The 18,920-nt window shown below is 70.5% G+C and carries 16 protein-coding genes; 13 read left to right on the forward strand and 3 right to left on the reverse strand.

Annotation, left to right across the window (positions count from 1 at the left end):
* The first annotated feature begins 1,066 nt into the window (after positions 1-1,066).
* Positions 1,067-2,824, forward strand: coding sequence for a proline--tRNA ligase (locus FB390_RS15640; protein ID WP_141809602.1), 1,758 nt, complete (start codon positions 1,067-1,069; stop codon positions 2,822-2,824).
* Between the two features lie 301 nt (positions 2,825-3,125).
* Positions 3,126-4,877 (forward strand): acyl-CoA dehydrogenase family protein, encoded by a 1,752-nt coding sequence (locus tag FB390_RS15645; protein WP_141809603.1) that lies wholly within the window; start codon positions 3,126-3,128, stop codon positions 4,875-4,877.
* 125 nt (positions 4,878-5,002) lie between these two features.
* Here the strand turns inward: FB390_RS15645 and FB390_RS15650 are convergent, their stop codons facing one another.
* On the reverse strand, positions 5,003-5,437 hold the full coding sequence (locus tag FB390_RS15650; RefSeq protein ID WP_141809604.1) for a ferritin-like domain-containing protein: 435 nt from the start codon (positions 5,435-5,437) through the stop codon (positions 5,003-5,005).
* Entirely contained in the window at positions 5,434-6,060 is a 627-nt protein-coding gene (locus FB390_RS15655) for a hypothetical protein (protein ID WP_342780406.1), read from the reverse strand. The genes FB390_RS15650 and FB390_RS15655 overlap by 4 nt, the downstream gene beginning before the upstream one ends.
* 227 nt (positions 6,061-6,287) lie before the next feature.
* Here FB390_RS15655 and rimP point away from each other — a divergent pair, with 227 nt between their 5' ends.
* From rimP to FB390_RS15705, 10 genes are all read left to right on the forward strand, one after another.
* Complete coding sequence (gene rimP / locus FB390_RS15660; RefSeq protein WP_141809605.1) at positions 6,288-6,956, forward strand: ribosome maturation factor RimP; 669 nt, start codon at positions 6,288-6,290, stop codon at positions 6,954-6,956.
* Positions 6,953-7,981 (forward strand): transcription termination factor NusA, encoded by a 1,029-nt coding sequence (nusA, locus tag FB390_RS15665; protein ID WP_141809606.1) that lies wholly within the window; start codon positions 6,953-6,955, stop codon positions 7,979-7,981. The genes rimP and nusA overlap by 4 nt, the downstream gene beginning before the upstream one ends.
* Before the next feature lie 134 nt (positions 7,982-8,115).
* Positions 8,116-8,448: a YlxR family protein gene (locus tag FB390_RS15670; RefSeq protein ID WP_141809607.1), complete on the forward strand. Its 333-nt coding sequence runs from the start codon at positions 8,116-8,118 to the stop codon at positions 8,446-8,448.
* Positions 8,449-8,557: 109 nt separating this feature from the next.
* On the forward strand, positions 8,558-11,584 hold the full coding sequence (gene infB / locus FB390_RS15675) for a translation initiation factor IF-2 (RefSeq protein ID WP_141809608.1): 3,027 nt from the start codon (positions 8,558-8,560) through the stop codon (positions 11,582-11,584).
* A gap of 112 nt (positions 11,585-11,696) precedes the next feature.
* Entirely contained in the window at positions 11,697-11,987 is a 291-nt protein-coding gene (locus FB390_RS15680; RefSeq protein WP_141809609.1) for a DUF503 domain-containing protein, read from the forward strand.
* A 48-nt stretch (positions 11,988-12,035) separates the two neighbouring features.
* The gene (gene rbfA / locus FB390_RS15685) at positions 12,036-12,479 is read left to right on the forward strand and encodes a 30S ribosome-binding factor RbfA (RefSeq protein ID WP_141809610.1); all 444 of its coding nucleotides are present in this window, start codon (positions 12,036-12,038) and stop codon (positions 12,477-12,479) included.
* A gap of 12 nt (positions 12,480-12,491) precedes the next feature.
* Positions 12,492-13,493 carry a DHH family phosphoesterase gene (locus FB390_RS15690; protein WP_141809611.1) on the forward strand — a complete coding sequence of 334 codons (1,002 nt, stop codon included), beginning with the start codon at positions 12,492-12,494 and terminating at the stop codon, positions 13,491-13,493.
* Between the two features lie 4 nt (positions 13,494-13,497).
* Complete coding sequence (locus FB390_RS15695; RefSeq protein WP_141809612.1) at positions 13,498-14,871, forward strand: MATE family efflux transporter; 1,374 nt, start codon at positions 13,498-13,500, stop codon at positions 14,869-14,871.
* A 52-nt stretch (positions 14,872-14,923) separates the two neighbouring features.
* On the forward strand, positions 14,924-15,925 hold the full coding sequence (locus tag FB390_RS15700) for a permease (protein ID WP_141809613.1): 1,002 nt from the start codon (positions 14,924-14,926) through the stop codon (positions 15,923-15,925).
* Entirely contained in the window at positions 15,922-16,638 is a 717-nt protein-coding gene (locus FB390_RS15705) for a TIGR03943 family putative permease subunit (protein ID WP_141809614.1), read from the forward strand. The genes FB390_RS15700 and FB390_RS15705 overlap by 4 nt, the downstream gene beginning before the upstream one ends.
* Before the next feature lie 6 nt (positions 16,639-16,644).
* Here FB390_RS15705 and FB390_RS15710 read toward each other — a convergent pair whose 3' ends face one another.
* Positions 16,645-17,127 (reverse strand): nucleotide exchange factor GrpE, encoded by a 483-nt coding sequence (locus FB390_RS15710; RefSeq protein ID WP_141809615.1) that lies wholly within the window; start codon positions 17,125-17,127, stop codon positions 16,645-16,647.
* 104 nt (positions 17,128-17,231) lie between these two features.
* Between FB390_RS15710 and FB390_RS15715 the strand changes: the two genes are divergently transcribed.
* Positions 17,232-18,914, forward strand: a complete 1,683-nt coding sequence (locus tag FB390_RS15715) for an Hsp70 family protein (RefSeq protein WP_141809616.1) — start codon at positions 17,232-17,234, stop codon at positions 18,912-18,914.
* Positions 18,915-18,920 lie beyond the last annotated feature (6 nt).

The following is an 18,920-nucleotide window of genomic DNA, read 5'->3' on the forward strand; positions in this document are numbered from 1 at the left end:
CGCGCTGGCAGCTTTCCGGCCACCGCGGCACGGGATTCACAGCCCCCGGTAGCGCGTCCGCCGCCTCGGCACGTCGTCCGCCGCCTCGGCACGTCGTCTGCCGCCGCAGCAGGCGTCCACTGCCGCAGCACGGCGCCCGCCCGCCGCAGCATGAGGTTCACGGCTCCCGGCAGCGCGTCCGCCGCCGCAGCACGGCGTCCCGCCGCACAACACTGCGTCCGCTGCCACAGCCGGGAGTTCACCGCCGCAGCACTGGGTTTCCTGCCCCATCAGCGCCTCCACCACCGGCGCACGTTGTCTTCGGTCGCAGCGCCGCGTCCGCCGCCGCAGGCCGTCGTCCGCCGTCGCGGCGCGTCGTTTGGTGCCGCAGCGCGGGTTCACCGCCGTAGCGCGGGGGTTCACCCCCCAGAGCAGCGCGTCCGCCGACGTAGCACGTCGTCTACCGCCGCCTCCGCAGCACGGCACGTCCCGCCGCAGCAGGCGTCCACAGCCGCCGCACGGCGCCCGCCCGCCGCGGCACGGGGTTCACGGCTCCCGGCAGCGCGTCCGCCGCCGCAGCCCTGCGCCGCCGCCGCACGTCGTCCGCCGCCGCAGTACGGCGTCCGCCGCCGCAGCAGCAGCGCGTTCAGATCCGCGCGGCCCGGCGCGGGCGCGCGACGGCTTACAGGTAGGCGGGCGAACGCGCGCCGAAATCAATAGGGCGTGCGCTGTGCGAGCGGACGGTAGTTCCGGGCCTTGTCGTCGGTTCATGCCGGAACCGGTATGGCGTGCGCTGCCGGCGGCTGAAGGCCGTAGTACCTGGGGCCGAGCGGTGGAAGCGCGTCGAGGATCCACGGTAGGGCGGTCTGGTCGTAAAGGCCCCTGAGCTGATACGACCAAGCGTGGAGCGGCAACCGGTGCGGGCGGATCCGGGTGTTGTGGCACGGCGGACAGGCCGAAACCAGGGCTTCGCGAGCTGCCGCGAACCGACGCCGGTAGCGCGACGCGATCATGAAGACATCCGGCGCGCACCGAAATGGATAACGCGTTGCGGAGAGGCGGTGGCCGGAGACTACGCTGTGCACCCGTGATCACCCGCCTCTCCCACCTCTTCCTGCGTACCCTGCGCGACGACCCCGCCGACGCCGAGGTGCCCAGTCACAAACTCCTCGTGCGCGCCGGATACGTCCGCCGCATCGCCCCTGGCGTCTACTCGTGGCTGCCGCTGGGCCTGAAGGTGCTGCGCAAGATCGAGGACGTCGTCCGGGAAGAGATGAACGGCATCGGCGCGCAGGAGATCTCACTGCCCGCACTGCTGCCGCGCGACCCGTACGAGACCACCAACCGGTGGACCGAATACGGCGACGCGCTGTTCCGGCTGCAGGATCGCAAGGGCGCGGACTACCTGCTCGGCCCCACCCACGAGGAGCTGTTCGCGCTCACCGTGAAGGGCGAGTACAACTCGTACAAGGATCTGCCCGTCGCGCTGTACCAGATCCAGACCAAGTACCGCGACGAGGAGCGGCCGCGCGCTGGCATCCTGCGCGGGCGAGAGTTCATCATGAAGGACTCCTACTCCTTCGACCTCGACGAGGACGGCCTGAAGGCAAGCTACAACGCGCACCGCGAGGCCTACCAGCGCATCTTCGACCGGCTCGGCGTCGAGTACGTGATCGTGGCCGCGACGTCGGGCGCGATGGGCGGCAGCGCCTCGGAGGAATTCCTCGCCGACAGCCCCGTGGGTGAGGACACCTACGTGATCTGCCGCGAGTCCGGCTACGCGGCCAATGTGGAGGCGGTGATCACGCCCGCTCCCGAAGCGCAGCCGATCGAGGGCAGGCCCGAGGCCGTCGTGCACGACACCCCGCACACCCCGACGATCGCCACGCTGGTCGAGTGGGCCAACGCCGCGGGCATCGCCGAGCAGTACGGCAGGCCCGTCACCGCGGCCGACACCCTCAAGAACGTGATGGTCAAGCTGCGCCACCCGGACGGCAAGACCGAGATCGTCGGCATCGGCATCCCCGGCGACCGCGAGGTGGACGACAAGCGCCTCGGCGCGTCCATCGAGCCCGCCGAGGTCGAGCTGCTCACCGAGGCCGACTTCGCCGCGAACCCGTTCCTGGTGAAGGGCTACATCGGTCCGAAGGCGTTGCAGGAGAACGGCATCCGCTACCTCGTCGATCCCAGGGTGGTGACCGGCACGTCCTGGATCACCGGCGCGGACAGCGAGGGCAAGCACGTGGTCGGTCTGCTCGCGGGCCGCGACTTCACCCCGGACGGCACCATCGAGGCCGCCGAGGTCCGCGACGGCGATCCCTCGCCGGACGGGCGCGGCACGCTGGTGTCCGCGCGCGGCATCGAGATCGGGCACATCTTCCAGCTCGGCTACAAGTACACCGACGCCTTCGAGGTCGACGTGCTCGGCGAGAACGGCAAGCCGGTGCGGTTGATCATGGGCTCCTACGGCGTCGGTATATCGCGCATGGTCGCGGTGATCGCCGAGCAGCAGCACGACGAGAAGGGCCTGCGCTGGCCCGCCGAGATCGCGCCGTTCGATGTGCACGTCGTCATCGCGAACAAGGACGAGGCGGCCCGCGCGGGCGCCGAGGACGTCGTGTCCGGCCTGCACGCGCGGGGTCTCGACGTGCTCTTCGACGACCGCACCGCCTCGCCGGGCGTGAAGTTCAAGGACGCCGAACTCCTCGGCATGCCTTGGATTCTCGTCATCGGCCGCGGCTGGGCCGAGGGCAAGGTGGAACTGCGCAACCGCTTCACCGGCGAGGCCGAGGAAATTCCGGCCGACTCCGCCGTCGAGACGGTGATCGCCAAGATCCGCGGCTGACCCGCCCGAGCATTCTTTACACCGCCCCGGTCCGCACTGGACCGGGGCGGCGTTCGTTTCGCGACCGGCGTGGCGCGGCAGGGCTGTGAACCGATGGAGTAGCCGTCGATGCGCGTCGACCAGTTCGCCGCAGGAGCCGGGTAGCCCGCTCTCGACGACCCTGCGTTCAGTCTCGTGGGCCCCCGCGCGTGAGAAGGTTGGACACTAGTTCTCTCCTTACGCTTCCGTAGCCTGAATTTGCTGCTCGGTGAACTGACATACCCGCCACACGCTGCTGTTACCCGCTGGTAAGTTAACCGGCATGACGAGCACCGAGGCGTTGTTGTTCAACCCCGCCACCTACGATCCGCAGCATTTCGACGCGGAGACCCGCCGCCTGCTGAAGGCCACCGTCGAGTGGTTCGAGAGCCGCGGCAAGCGGCAGCTGCTTGCCGACGATCAGAACGCCGTGTTCACCGCGGACTTCCTCGAGTTCGTCGCGAAGGAGAAGCTTTTCGCCACCTTCCTGACCCCCGCCGCGTACGCCGACGGCGACGAGAACCGTCGCTGGGACGCCGCGCGCAACGCCGCGCTCTCCGAGATCTTCGGCTTCTACGGCCTGGCCTACTGGTACGCCGAGCAGGTGACCATCCTCGGACTCGGGCCGATCTGGCAGAGCGACAACGAGGCGGCCAAGCGGCGCGCGGCCGCCGACCTGGCCGACGGTCAGGTGATGGCCTTCGCGCTCTCCGAGCAGTCGCACGGCGCCGACATCTACAACACCGACATGGTGCTGACCCCCAGCGAGCCGGGCAGCGCCGACGCCGAGGCCGGAATCCTGTTCCGCGCCAACGGAGCCAAGTACTACATCGGCAACGGCAACGTGGCCAGCATGGTCTCGGTGTTCTCCCGCCGCGGCGACATCGAGGGCGCCGACGGCTACATCTGGTTCGCCGCGGACAGCCGCCACGAGAACTACCACCTCATCGACAACGTGGTGCACGAGCAGATGTACGTCAGCACGTTCCGGCTGGAGAACTACCCGGTGCGCGCCGACGACATCCTGCACGCCGGCCCCGAGGCGTTCTCCGCGGCGCTGAACACCGTCAACGTCGGCAAGTTCAACCTGTGCCACGGCGGCATCGGCATGGTGGAGCACTCCTTCTACGAGGCCATCACACACGCCAACAACCGCGTCCTCTACGGCAAGCTGGTCACCGACTTCCCGCATGTACGGGGCAATTTCGTGGACGCCTACAGCCGCATCGTCGCGATGAAGCTGTTCAGCGACCGCGCCGTGGACTACTTCCGCAGCGCCAGCCTGGACGACCGGCGCTACCTGCTGTTCAACCCGATGACCAAGTCCAAGGTGACCTCCGAGGGCGAGGTCGTCATGACCCTGCTGCTGGATGTCCTGGCGGCCAAGGGCTTCGAGAAGAACACCTACTTCAACGAGGTGCAGCGCCTGATCAACACCCTGCCCCGGCTCGAGGGCACGGTGCACGTGAACGTCGGGCAGATCCTGAAGTTCCTGCCCAAGTACCTGTTCGATCCGAAGGACTACCCCGAGGTCGGCACCCGCCAGGACGCGGCCGACGACGAGTTCTTCTGGCGGCAGGGCCCGGCTCGCGGCGCGGGCCGGGTGCAGTTCGCGGACTGGAACCCGGTGTACCAGAAGCACTCCGACGTCGCGAACGTGGCGCGCTTCTACGAGCAGGCCAAGGCGCTGCGCGAGCTGATGGCCACCGCGGCCCCCGACGAGGCGCAGCAGCAGGACCTGGACTTCATGCTCACCATCGGCCACCTGTTCTCCCTGGTGGTCTACGGCCAGCTGATCCTGGAACAGGCCGCGATCACCGGTCTGGACCGCGACGTGCTCGACCAGATCTTCGACTTCCAGATCCGCGACTTCAACGCGCACGCCACCACCCTGTACGGCAAGGCGTCCGCCACCGCCGCGCAGCGGGAGTGGGCCGTGGCGGCGCTGCGCACCCCGGAGGTCGACCGGGAGCGTTTCGACCGGGTGTGGGCGCAGGTGGCGTCTTACGACGGCGCCTACGAGATGCGCCCCTGAGCGAGCCGGGTGCGGCCGGATACTCCTCGGCCGCACCCGCTTTCGGTCCACTGCCCCGATCGGAGCGGGCCGAGGCGCTCGGCCCGAAACTGTCGCCGAGCGAACGCCGGGCTACCGAACCGGCCTCAGGGCTTGCCGGGAAAAGCGACGGTCGGCGGGTTCGTGCCGAGGATCGCCTGCCACGCGGCCATGCGCAGCGTGCATTCGGTGAGCGCGTCGATGCCGATGCGGCGGGTCGGTTCGGACTCGCCGTGCTCGACGACCGCGCGCCAGGCGACCGCGGTGTCGGTCTCGACGGTGACGGCCAGTCGTGCCGCGTCGATGGGGCCGTCCACCGGGAACGGGATCGTGTAGGCGGGCTCCGACGGCGGCACGCTCGCCCCGGCCGCACGCAGCGCGTCGACGGTGGTGTCGCGGCGCGCCCGGTGCGCCGCGGTGTTCTCGGCGATGAGGCGATCGCGTTCGGCGGAGGCGAAGGCGGCGATCACGCCGTAGGCGTAGACCGCGGCGTTCTGGGCGGCGAGCGCGTCGAGCAGTGCTTGGCGTTCGGCGTCGGTCATGCCAGCAGCACCCCGGCGTGGGCGGCGCAGGACGCGCTGATCGAGGCGAGCAGGCCCGCGCGGTAACCGGACTGGGTCACCGCGAGATCGGCCGCGGATTTGCGGGAGCGGGCGAGCTGCTCGCGCAACTGGTCGAGGCTCGGCGGGGAGATCGGTGGCACGTCCGTACCCGTTGTCTCGGGGCCGGTCGTGACCGCGGCGAACGGCAGGGCTTTGTCCCGGGTCTTGCGCGCCGGGGTGGTTCCGTCGCCGTAGACGCCGACGGCGCGGGCGATCTCGGTGCGCAACGCGTCCGCGTGCGCGGTGCGTTCGTTCGCGATCGTGCTCAGCGCGGTCTGTCGCTGGGGGGTGAGCGCGATCGCCGCGGTCGCCGCCGCGGCGTCGGCGCGGGCCATGATCTCTTGCGCGGCAAGCGGATCGGGCTCGTGTACGGTTTCGTCCGCGCAGCCCACCGCGGCGCCGAGCGCGAGGGCGCCGACCGCTCCGCCGCCCGCGAGCCGCAATGCGGTGCGGCGGTCGACGAGTGGGACGCGGTGTGCGACGGTGTCCTGGGACGCGTGCCGGTCGACCCGGCTGCCGAAGGTGCGCCCGGCCGATGGCGGGGCGAGGAGGCGGAGAGGCACGGCACCATCGTGCCAGACCGGTCCGACCACTCCGCCCGATGGACGCTGCCGGACGAAGTCCGCCGTCCGACCGCGCCGAGCGCGGGCCGCGCGACCCGCCCTGCGCGCCGCGCACCCGGGACGCATCTCGCAGGCCGCTGGTCCTTTACACTCTCGTGGCGCGTTACGCTAGACCTTCGGTACAGAAAATTCCGACCGCGTCACAACTGAACCAGGAGCCGCCCCACATGCCGATGCCGACCGAGGAAAGGGTGAGCCAGCTCGTTGCTGAGCTCGTCGAACGCCGGGGATTCGACCTCGAGGGCGTCGAGATCTCGAGGGCAGGCAAGCACGCGGACGCGCAGGCCAAGGTCAAGGTCGTCGTCGACAGCGACGGTACCGCCGATCTCGACACCATCGCCACCCTGAGCTCGGAACTCTCGCTGCTGCTCGACGACGCGGGCGATTTCGGCGAGACGCCTTACCTGCTGGAAGTCTCGACCCCCGGCATCGACCGTCCGCTCACCGCCGACCGGCACTGGCGCCGCGCGCAGGGCCGCAAGGTGCGTGTCACCCTGAGACCGGGGGCCGAACCACCGGACCCGGGCGGCTCGGCGCGGTTCGAGGCGCGGGTCGGTGCGCTGGCGCAGGATTCGGTGGCGCTGGTGCTCGGCGGCAAACGCAACCCGCACCGGGTGCACGTGCCGCTGGCCGATATCGCCGAGGCCGTCGTCCAGGTCGAGTTCTCCGCTCCCGGTGAGCGAGAGCTGGAGCTGGCGGGTGGGGTGACGCCCGGTCGTCCGAGACCGGGGCACGAGGACGATGCTCTCGCGGTCGACGACGCCGCGGATGCCCGAGGAAACACCGATGCACTACCCGTAACAGCGTCCGATTCGACCGAAGGGATCGTGGAATGAACATCGAAATCGAAGCCCTGCGCGCGATCGTCGCCGACAAGGGGATCTCGATCGAGACGGTGATCTCCGCGATCGAGTCGGCGCTGCTGACCGCCTATCGACACACCGAGGGCCACCAGCCCAACGCGCGCATCGACATCAACCAGAAGACCGGCGTGGTGCGGGTGATGGCGCGCGAACTCGACGCCGACGGCAACGTCATCTCCGAATGGGACGACACCCCAGAGGGTTTCGGCCGGATCGCGGCGACCACCGCGCGCCAGGTCGTGCTGCAGCGGCTGCGCGACGCGGAGAACGAGAAGTCCTTCGGCGAGTTCTCCACCCACGAGGGCGACATCGTCGGCGGTGTGGTGCAGCGCGACGCGCGCGCCAACGCCCGCGGCACCGTGGTGGTGCGCATCGGCAGCGAACTGCACGGCGCCGAAGGCCTGATCCCGCCGGCCGAGCAGGTGCCGGGCGAGACATACGAGCACGGCGACCGCATCAAGTGCTACGTGGTCGGCGTCTCCCGCGGCCCGCGCGGCCCGCAGATCACCCTCTCGCGCACCCACCCGAACCTGGTGCGCAGACTCTTCGCACTGGAGGTCCCGGAGATCGCCGACGGCTCGGTCGAGATCGTCGCGGTGGCCCGCGAGGCCGGGCATCGCTCCAAGATCGCGGTGCGCTCCACCGTGCCGGGCGTCAACGCCAAGGGCGCCTGCATCGGTCCGATGGGCCAGCGCGTACGCAACGTGATGAGCGAGCTGGCGGGCGAGAAGATCGACATCATCGATTACGCCGAGGATCCGGCCGCCTTCGTCGGCAACGCGCTCTCGCCGTCGAAAGTGGTTTCCGTCACTATCGTCGACCCGGACGCGCGAGCGGCGCGCGTGGTGGTGCCCGACTTCCAGCTCTCGCTCGCGATCGGCAAAGAGGGGCAGAATGCCCGCTTGGCCGCGCGTTTGACCGGCTGGCGGATCGATATTCGCAGCGACGCGGCCCCGGACGTGGGCGGCGGCGTGCGGACGGAGGCGCATCGCAGTTGAGCGAAGCTCACATCGCGAACAGGGAATCCCGCCCCGGGGGTGACAGGTTGGTAACTTCCGCGGGGGAGGGGTTCGGCGTTCGGGGCCGGGCAGCGGTACAGTGGTCCAAGGTTCAGCACGAGCCTTCGGCTTCTTTGCCCGAACGCACCACCGATCGACTCCCCGCCTCCACGCGGCGGTCGGCGCCGGTGCGCACGTGCATCGGATGCCGGAAGCGCGAGTTGGCCGTCGATCTGTTGCGGATCGTGGCACAAGATCGGGAAACCGGCGACGGATCCCGTATCGTCGTACTCGTTCCCGATCCGCGGCGCAGACTTCCCGGGAGGGGTGCCTGGTTGCACCCCCTTTCGTCTTGTCTGAGCACCGCAGAACGGCGCCGAGCATTCGGCAGAGCACTACGAGTGTCCGGACATCTGGATATCTCAGCCCTGGAGCATTACCTCGAGAACAGGCACGAGCACTCATGAGCACACCGTGAAGTACCAACGATGAACGTCCATCGGAGATAACCCGAGGTCGTGCGGGCCGCCGTCCCCTGAAACGGTGGCACTGCTCGACCTCTCAGTGAGGAGAGCAGTGGCAGGCAAGGCCCGCGTGCACGAGTTGGCCAAAGAACTCGGTGTCACGAGCAAAGAACTACTCGCAACGCTCAAGGAGCAGGGCGAGTTCGTGAAGTCGGCGTCCTCGACGGTGGAAGCACCCGTCGCCCGTCGGCTGCGCGAGTCGCTGGCGGCGAAGTCCGCGCCGGCGGCAGACTCCAAGTCCGGGGCGCGCCCCGGGCCCGCTTCGTCGGCCCGTCCGGCCGCGAAGCCCGCCGCGGGCGGTCCGCGCCCCGGCCCACGTACCCAGGCTCCGGCACAGTCCGCCGCGCCGTCCCCGGCCGCGTCCGCGGCCCCGGCCGCCGCCGCGACTCCCACCCCGGCCGCCGCCCGTCCCGGCGATGGCGTTCGCCCCGGTCCGGCCGTGAAGCCGGGCCCCGCGACGCCCGCGCAGGACTCGGCGCCCGCCGCCAAGGCCGCGCCTGCTCCGTCCGGTCCGCGCCCGACCCCTGGTGGGCCGCGTCCGGGTCAGCAGCAGCGTCCCGGTGCGCCCGCGCAGGGTGGTCCGCGTCCCGGTGGGCCGAAGCCCGGTCCCAAGACGCCGCGCGTCGGTAACAACCCCTACTCGTCGACGCCCGCGCCCGAGCGTGAGCGCGCCCCGCGTCCGGCGCCCCAGGGCGGTCCGCGTCCGGGTCCGGCTCAGGGTGGCCCGCGTCCGGGTCCGGCCCAGGGCGGTCCGCGTCCGGGTCCGGCCCAGGGTGGCCCGCGTCCGGGTCCGGCCCAGGGCGGTCCTCGCCCGGGTCCCGGCCAGGCCGGTCCGCGTCCGGCCGCTGCCCAGGGTGGCGGCGCCCGTCCCGGCGGTCCGCGTCCGAGCCCCGGCTCGATGCCCCCGCGTCCGAATCCCGGTGCGATGCCGCAGCGTTCGGCCCGTCCGGGCCCCGGCGGCGCAGGTGCGGGTCGTCCCGGTCGTCCGGGTGGCGGCGCCGGTGGCGCCGGTCGTCCCGGCGGCGGTGGCGGCGGCTACCGCGGTGGTGGCGGCGGCACCGGTGCGCCCGGTGCCGGTGCGGGTGCTCCCGCGGCCGGTGGTTTCCGTGGTCGTCCCGGTGGCGGCGGCGGTCGTCCCGGCGGTCCCGGTGGCCGTGGCGGTGCGGCCGGTGCGTTCGGTCGCCCCGGTGGCGCCCCGCGTCGTGGTCGCAAGTCGAAGCGGGCGAAGCGCGCCGAGTACGAGAGCATGCAGGCACCCGCCGTCGGCGGCGTGCGGCTGCCGCGCGGCAACGGCGAGATCATCAGGCTCGCCCGCGGCGCGTCGCTGTCGGACTTCGCGGAGAAGATCGACGCGAACCCGGCCGCTCTGGTGCAGGCGCTGTTCAACCTCGGCGAGATGGTCACCGCGACCCAGTCGGTGAACGACGAGACCCTCGAGCTGCTCGGCAGCGAGATGAACTACGTCGTGCACGTGGTCAGCCCCGAGGACGAGGACCGCGAGCTGCTGGAGAGCTTCGACCTCACCTACGGCGAGGACGAGGGCGACGAGGAGGACCTCCAGGTCCGTCCGCCGGTCGTGACCGTCATGGGTCACGTCGACCACGGTAAGACCCGACTGCTGGACACGATCCGCAAGGCCAACGTCCGCGAGGGCGAGGCCGGTGGCATCACCCAGCACATCGGCGCCTACCAGGTGATGACCCACCTCGGCGACGACGACCGGCTGATCACCTTCATCGACACCCCGGGTCACGAGGCGTTCACCGCCATGCGTGCCCGCGGTGCGAAGGCCACCGACATCGCGATCCTGGTGGTCGCCGCCGACGACGGCGTCATGCCGCAGACGGTGGAGGCGATCAACCACGCGCAGGCGGCCGACGTGCCGATCGTCGTGGCGGTCAACAAGATCGACAAGGAAGGCGCGAACCCGGAGAAGATCCGGCAGCAGCTGACCGAGTACAACCTGGTGGCCGAGGAGTACGGCGGCGACACGATGTTCGTCGACATCTCCGCCAAGCAGGGCACCAACATCGACGCACTGCTCGAGGCCGTCCTGCTCACCGCGGACGCCGCCCTCGACCTGCGCGCCAACCCGGACATGGACGCCCAGGGTGTCGCCATCGAGGCGCACCTCGACCGCGGCCGTGGTCCGGTGGCGACCGTGCTCATCCAGCGCGGCACGTTGCGCGTCGGCGACTCGATCGTGGCGGGCGACGCCTACGGTCGCGTGCGCCGCATGGTCGACGAGCACGGTGACGACGTCGAGGCGGCGCTGCCGTCGCGGCCCGTCCAGGTCGTCGGTTTCACCTCGGTGCCCGGCGCCGGTGACAACCTGCTCGTCGTCGACGAGGACCGCATCGCTCGCCAGATCGCCGACCGCCGCAACGCGCGCAAGCGCAACGCGCTGGCCGCGCGCAGCCGCAAGCGGATCAGCCTGGAAGATCTGGATGCCGCGCTGAAGGAGACTTCGGAGCTGAACCTGATCCTCAAGGGCGACAACTCCGGTACCGTCGAGGCCCTCGAAGAGGCCCTCATGGGTATCGAGGTCGGCGACGAGGTGCGCCTGCGGGTCATCGACCGCGGTGTCGGTGGCGTCACCGAGACCAACGTCAACCTGGCCTCGGCGTCGAACGCGATCATCATCGGGTTCAACGTGCGCGCCGAGGGCAAGGCGACCGAGCTGGCCAACCGCGAGGGCGTCGACATCCGGTACTACTCGGTGATCTACCAGGCCATCGACGAGATCGAGAAGGCCCTCAAGGGCATGCTCAAGCCGATCTACGAAGAGGTCGAGCTGGGTCGCGCCGAGATCAGGGCCATCTTCCGCTCGTCGAAGGTCGGCAACATCGCGGGCTGCATGGTCACCTCCGGGTCCGTCAAGCGCAACGCCAAGGCGCGTCTGCTGCGCGACAACGTGGTGATCGCCGAGACCGTCACCATCTCCTCGCTGAAGCGGGAGAAGGACGACGCGACCGAGGTCCGCGAGGGCTTCGAGTGCGGTATGACGCTGACCTACTCCGATATCAAGGAGGGCGACGTCATCGAGGCGTACGAGCTGCGCGAGAAGCCGCGCGACTGACCGATCCGAGTATTCGAACACCGCACCAGCGTCCGAGACCCCGCCCCTGCGGCGGGGTGCCGGGCGCGAGGTGCGGTGTTCGGTTCGGCCTAGAACACTGAAAGGTGTGTGGGTGTACCTAGGTGCACTGGAGTTCGACATCCTGCTCGGCGACGTGCATTCGCTGAAGGAGAAGCGGTCGGTCATCCGGCCGGTGCTCGCCGAGCTGCAACGCTTCGGTGTGAGCGCGGCCGAGGGCGGGGAACACGATCGGTACCGGCGCTCGTTGCTGGGAGTGGCCATGGTCAGTGCCGGCATGGATCACCTGACCGAAGTGCTCGACAAATGTGAGAGGCACGTCGCGGCGCGCCCGGAGTTACAGTTGCTGGCAGTACGCCGCCGGATCTTCGGGCCCGAAGACTGAGCCCCGCGACGCCAACCGAATACAGACAACAGTGAGGAGGAGACGGCCATGGTGGATCAAGCCAGGGCACGCCGACTCGCGAAGCGGATTTCCTCGATCGTCGCCACCGCGATCGAATACGAGGTGAAGGATCCGCGGCTGCGTTTCGTGACGATCACCGACGCGAAGGTCACCGGTGATCTGCGCGAGGCCACGGTGTACTACACGGTGATGGGTGAAACCCTCGACGCCGAACCGGATTACGCGGCCGCGTCCGCCGGTCTGGAGAAGGCCAAGGGTGTGCTGCGTTCCAAGGTGGGTGCGGGGACCGGGGTGAAATTCACGCCGACGCTGGCGTTCGTGCTGGACAAGGTGCCCGACGCCGCGCGCGAGATGGAGGAGCTGCTGGCCCGCGCCAGGGCCGCCGACGACGCGGTGGCCAGGACGGCCGCCAACGCCAGGCACGCAGGCGACGCCGATCCGTACAAGGTCGAGCGCGACAGCGCCGAGTGACGCGCGGCGCGGATGACGACGAGCGGTAACGAGGCCGAGCTCGACGCGGCCGTCGCGGCGCTGAACGCCGCGGGATCGGTCACCATCCTGTGCCACGTGCAACCCGATGCCGACACCATCGGCAGCGGTCTGGCGCTGGCGCTCGTGCTGCATCGGCGCGGCATCCCGGTGTGGGTGTCGTTCGCCGAGCCCGCCGAACTGCCCGCTTCCATGCGCTCACTGCCCGGGATAGCGCATCTGGCGCGCCCCGCGGAGGTGCCGCTCGAGGTGGACCTGCTCGTCGCGGTGGACTGCGGCAGCGCGGGGCGGCTCGGCGCGCTGGCCGACCGGCTGTCCGGCGCGGCGACGACGCTGGTGCTGGACCATCACCGCTCGAACACTCGCTTCGGCGCGATCAATGTGGTGGATTCGAGCGCGGAATCGACGACCAGCCTGATCGCCCGGTTGCTCGACGCCTGGGGCGTACCGATCGATGCCGAGGTGGCGCACTGCCTGTACGCGGGTCTCGTCACCGACACCGGCTCGTTCCGCTGGGTGCGGCCCGGAACTCACCAGCTGGCCGAACGGTTGCTGGCCACCGGGATCGACGGCGCCGAGATCGCGCGCACGCTGATGGACACCCATCCGTTCGACTGGCTGCCGATGCTGTCACGGGTGCTGGGCACGGCCAGGCTGGAGCCCGGTGCGCGTGGCGGCACCGGATTGGCGTACGCGTTCGTGCGCCGCGACGACGTCACCGGCGTGCGGTCGGAGGAGGTCGAGAGCGTCATCGATATCGTCCGCACCACGGCCGAAGCCGGGGTCGCCGCGGTGTTCAAGGAGTCGCGCACCGTGGACGGCCGCTGGACCGTGTCGCTGCGGTCGCGCGATTCCGGGCCCGGCGCGCAGGACGGAGTGGATGTCGCGGAGGTGGCGACCGCGCTCGGTGGCGGCGGGCACCGCTACGCGGCCGGGTATACCACCGACGGCCGCCCGGAGGACGTGGTGCGGGCCTTGCTCGCCGCACTCGGATAGCGGGATGAGCAGGCAGGATATCGAGGGCGTCCGCGCCGAGAGCGATGCAGATCCCACCGAGGCCGGGCCGCGGCGCGTTCTCGGGCTCGCGCTGCCCACGCTGGGCGTCCTGATCGCCGAACCGATCTACCTGCTGTTCGATCTCGCGGTCGTCGGCAGGCTCGGCGCGCTGGCGCTGGCCGGGCTGGCCGTCGGGGGATTGATTCTCGCGCAGGTGAGTACCCAGCTGACCTTCCTGTCCTACGGAACGACCGCGCGGGCCGCGCGCAGGCACGGCGCGGGCGACGAACGAGGCGCGGTGGCCGAGGGCGTACAAGCCACTTGGCTCGCGGTGCTGGTCGGCCTGCTGATCCTGATCACGGTGCAGGCGTTCGCCGTTCCGCTGACCAGCGCGATCGCCGGCGGCGGGGACATCGCCGCCGAGGCGCTGCCGTGGGTGCGGATCGCGCTGTTCGGCGTGCCGCTCATTCTGATCGCGATGGCGGGCAACGGGTGGTTTCGCGGTGTGCAGGAGACCCGCCGTCCGCTGCTGTATGTGGTTGCGGGCCTCGGCCTTTCGGCCGTGCTGTGCCCGGTTCTGGTACACGGCTTGCTCGGCGCGCCCACGCTCGGGTTGCCCGGCTCGGCGGTGGCGAACGTCGCGGGGCAGACGGTGACGGCCGCGCTGTTCCTGAGGGCATTGGTGCGCGAACGGGTTTCGCTGGTTCCGCACTGGGCGGTGATGCGTGCCCAACTGGTGCTCGGTCGCGATCTGATCATGCGCAGCTTGGCCTTCCAGGCCTGTTTCGTGTCGGCGGCGGCCGTGGCGTCGCGGTTCGGTGCGGCGTCCGTCGCGGCGCATCAGCTGGTCCTCCAACTGTGGAACTTCCTTGCGCTGACGCTGGATTCGCTGGCCATCGCCGCGCAGACTCTGGTGGGGGCGGCGCTCGGTAGTGGGAACGCCGTGGGCGCGCGGCGGCTCGCGTGGCGCGTCACGCGGTGGTCGGAGGTCTTCGCGCTCGCGTTGGCCGGTGCGTTCGCCGCGGGGTACGCGGTCGTCCCGCCGCTGTTCACCGACGATCCCGCCGTGCTGGATCGCACCCACGTGGTGTGGTGGTTCTTCGTGGGCATCATCCCGGTCGCCGGTGTGGTGTTCGCGCTCGACGGCGTGCTGCTCGGCGCGGGTGACGCCGCGTTCCTGCGGACCGCGACGCTCGGCGCCGCGCTGGTCGGCTTCTTGCCCGCCATCTGGCTCTCGCTCGTCCTCGACTGGGGCATCGCGGGCATCTGGTCCGGTCTGGTCGCCTTCATGGTGCTGCGGCTCGCGGCGGTGGTCTGGCGGACGCTGACGGGTCGCTGGGCGCAGGTGGGCGCGGAGATCCCGCGCGGCCGCGCCTGACCGACCGGTACGATATTTCGAAAACGATATTCATTCCTGGCAAGATGGGGGAATGCTCGAGCACCTGCCAGCGCACCGCACGCGAATCCGGGTGTCGTCGACCTACGTACTCGCCGGATTGCTGGTGGCGGGAATCGTCTGGCAGGCTCAGCTGGCCTCGGCCATCGACGCGCGACTGCGGCTCCAGACCGCGCTGACGATGTTCGTCGGAGTCTTCGTCCAGGCCATTCCCTTTCTCGTGCTCGGTGTGGTGGTCAGCGGCGCCATCGCCGCGTTCGTCTCGCCCGCGCTGCTGCGGAAGGTGTTGCCGCGCAACGAGACAGCGGCGATCGGCGTCGGCGGGCTCGCGGGCGTCGCGCTGCCCGGTTGCGAGTGCGGCGTCGTCCCGGTGGCGCGCAGGCTGATCGATCAGGGCGCGCCGAGTTCGGTGGCGCTGGCCTTTCTGCTGTCGGCGCCCGCGATCAACCCGGTCGTGTTGATCGCCACCGCTGTCGCGTTTCCCGGCGAACCGGGAATGGTGGCGGCGCGATTCGCCGGCTCGCTGGCCACCGCCCTCGTCATGGGGTTGCTGTGGTCGCGGTTCGGCAGCCCCGCCTGGATGCTGCCGCGCGGCGGACCGGACCACTGCGTGACCGGCCGCACCCGAATCGAGGTCTTCGCCGAGGCGGCGCGTCACGACCTGCTCCAGGCCGGAGCGTTCCTGGTGCTGGGCGCGGCGACCGCGGCGGCGCTGCACGTGCTGGTTCCGCCGCGGTGGTTCGAGCAGCTGGCCACCCAGATGCTGCTGGCCATCGTGGTGCTCGCAGTGCTGGCGGTGGTGCTCGCGCTGTGCTCGGAGGCCGACGCGTTCGTCGCGGCGAGCATGTCGACACTGCCATTGTTGCCGCGGTTGGTGTTCCTGGTCGTCGGGCCCGCCGTGGACGTCAAGCTGTTCGCGATGCAGGCGGGGGCGTTCGGGCGGCGGTTCGCGCTGTGGTTCGCGCCGTCGACCTTCGCGGTCGCGATCGTCTGCGCGACGGTGGCGGGTTACGTCTTCCTCGGGGGTGCGCGATGAGGCGGGAAACGCAGAACCTGCTGTTGCTGCTGATCGGAATCGCGGTGCTGCGCACCACCTTCGACGGCACCTACCTGCGCTACGTCAAGCCGGGACTCTTCCCGTTCCTGCTGATCAGCGGGATCGGCATCGTCGCGCTTGGCACCGCGGCCGTCATCGGTGACCTGTACCGCGGGCGCGCGGCGCACGAGCACGGACACGGGCGCGTGCAGTGGCTGCTGCTCGCGCCGGTCGCCACCCTGCTGCTCGTCGCCCCGCCCGCGCTCGGGGCCGGAGCCGCCGTGACGAGTTCGGCGATCCGTCCGCCGGATCCGGTTGTGGCGCAACCGGAATTGATCGCCTACCCGCCGCTGCCAGACGAACCCGCGCCCTTCGTCTCGATCACCGAGGTGGTGAACCGCGCGACGCTCGACTCCACCCGGTCGCTGGACGGCCGGGAGATCACCGTCAGCGGTTTCGTGCTGCGCCGCATGCGCGGCTACGGCATCGACCTGGCCCGGGTGGTGATCACCTGCTGTGTGGCCGACGCCCGCTACATCCGGCTGCACCTGTCCGGCATCGAGGAGCCGCTCGACGAGGACACTTGGCTCGAGGTGCGCGGCGTCGTGGAACCGGACAGCGCGCGCCGCGACCGCGATTCGACGCCGACGCTCGTCGTCCGCGAGTACCACCGCGTCGAGCGGCCCGACCACTCCTACGAGCGCGGCCGCTGACCTGGGTCACGCGGGTTCTTGCACCGCCCGGTAGCGGCGCACGACGACGCCCGCGGGACGGACCGACCGGCCCGCCACGGTGAGCCCGGGATGCACGAGTCCGTCGACGGTGCGGTCGGCGTCCGGGTCGGCGGTGGCGGTGACGTCGGCGGCCTCCATGGTGAGCGAGTCGAAGGGGTCGTCGGGTCGCGGCGTGACGATCGTCGCTCCGCGACCGGTGAGCAGCCGTTCGACGCGCGCGCCGATGGCCTCGAACGCCGCCCGCTCCCTGGGCGATTCGGCGGTGGCCGCGCAGGCGGCGGTGTCGTTGTGCAGGGCGAACAGCTCGACGACCAGCGGCAGATCGGCGCCGGCGCGGTCCTGGCGGGCGCGGGCCTTGGCCTCGTCGGCGAGGCGCTCGATGGTGGCGGCCTGGCGGGCGACGACCCGGGACAGGTCTTCGACGCGTTCGACGAGTTGGGCGAGCGATTCCGCGACTGGTTCCGTCATGTTCGCACCATAGCCGGGACACGAGTCGATTGTTCTGGGCGTCAGCCGGATTCGCCCATCGGTCGCTGCGCCACTGTCGGCGGTGGCTGCTACCATCGCCTGCCATGGGGGTCTACGGCATCGACCTGGGCACAACGAACTCGGCGATCGCGCGGATCGACGCCGACGGTCGGCCCGAAGTAATGATCGGCATGAACGGGGAACCGACGGTTCCCTCGGTCGTGCTGTTCGCGTCCGCGTTCGATCATCTGGTGGGCGAAGGCGCCCGACGGCAGGCCCGGCTGGATCCTGAGCACGTGTGCTCGCTGGTGAAGCGCCGGATGGGCGACGCGGAGTGGCGTTTCGCCGCGCACGGCGAGACCTGGTCCGCGCCGGCCGTTTCGGCGCTGATCCTCAAGAGTCTGGCCGCCGACGCGGAATTCGGCGGTGGTGAGCCGGTACGCAGGGCCGTGATCACGGTGCCCGCGTATTTCGGCGACGAGGAACGGCGCGCCACCATTCAGGCGGGCACCTACGCGGGCTTCGACGTAGCGGGCGTGCTCTCCGAGCCGATCGCCGCGGCGTTCTCCTACGGGTTCGGCAGGCTCGACGGCGGCGTGGACATCGGCAAATCGGGTGCGCGCGAGACCGTGCTCGTCTACGACCTCGGCGGCGGCACTTTCGACGCCACCGTCATCGAGCTGGCCGATCGCCGCATCTCCGTGCTTGCGGTGGAAGGCGATCATCAGCTCGGCGGCGCGGACTGGGACGAGCGGATCGCCCTGTATCTGTCGCAGCAGTTCTGCGCGGCCAATCCCGACGCCGAAGACCCGCTGGACGATTCGGCGGGTTCGCAGACGCTGGTGCTGGCCGCCGAGCGCGCCAAGCGCGAACTCAGCGTCCAGGAGAGCACCGAGGTCGTCGTCGCGCACGACGGCGCCCGCGCCGTCATCACGCTGACCAGGAACGAGCTCGAGTCGATGACGGCCTCGCTGATGCGCCGCACGCTCGATCTCACCAGGGACTGTCTGGCCGCGGCGGGCAAGCGCGGTGTGGCGTCGGTCGACCGGCTGCTGCTGGTCGGCGGCTCTTCCCGGATGCCGATGGTCGCTCGCGAGCTGGAGAAGGAACTCGGCCTGATCGGCGAGTTGCGCGATCCCGATCTGTCGGTGGCGCGCGGCGCGGCGCTCTACGGCGAGAAGCTCGAGATGGAGCGGTTGATCGTCGCCGATCTCGTGACCCGCGGTCGGCTGCGCGACGGGTCGAGCCTGAACGAGGCGGCGCCCGCGGATCTGGAGCAGTCGATCGCGCGGGTCGCGGAATCGTTCGGCCAGCCGGTGAGTCTGGTGCGCCGGATGCTGGAGATCCAGGTCGACACGGTGGTCTCGCGCGGATTCGGTGTGCTCGCGCTGGATTCGCACTACGGGCTGGCGGCCGCCTGGCTGGTGCAGCGCAACCAGACCTTGCCGGTGCGGGTGCGTCGGTCGTTCGGCACGGTGCGCGAGGACCAGGATCAGATCGAGCTGACCATCGTGGAGCAGCAGGGGCAGGCCGCCTCGATGCGTCCCGAGGACACCAAAGTGCTTGTGGAGGGCCGGATTCGCGGCATTCCCCCGGGTTATCCGGCGGGCAGCGAGGTCCGCGTCACCTTCGAGATGGGATTCGACGGCGTACTGCACGTGACCGCGCACCACGTCGACGCCGACATGCCGCTGACGTTGTCGGCGCAGACTGGAGCCACCCTGTCCCAGGCCGATGTCGCGCGTGAGCTCGACCAGGTGCAGCGCTCCCGCCGCCGCGACAGCTGAGCCGCC

The organism is Nocardia bhagyanarayanae (assembly GCF_006716565.1).
GTDB lineage: Bacteria > Actinomycetota > Actinomycetes > Mycobacteriales > Mycobacteriaceae > Nocardia > Nocardia bhagyanarayanae.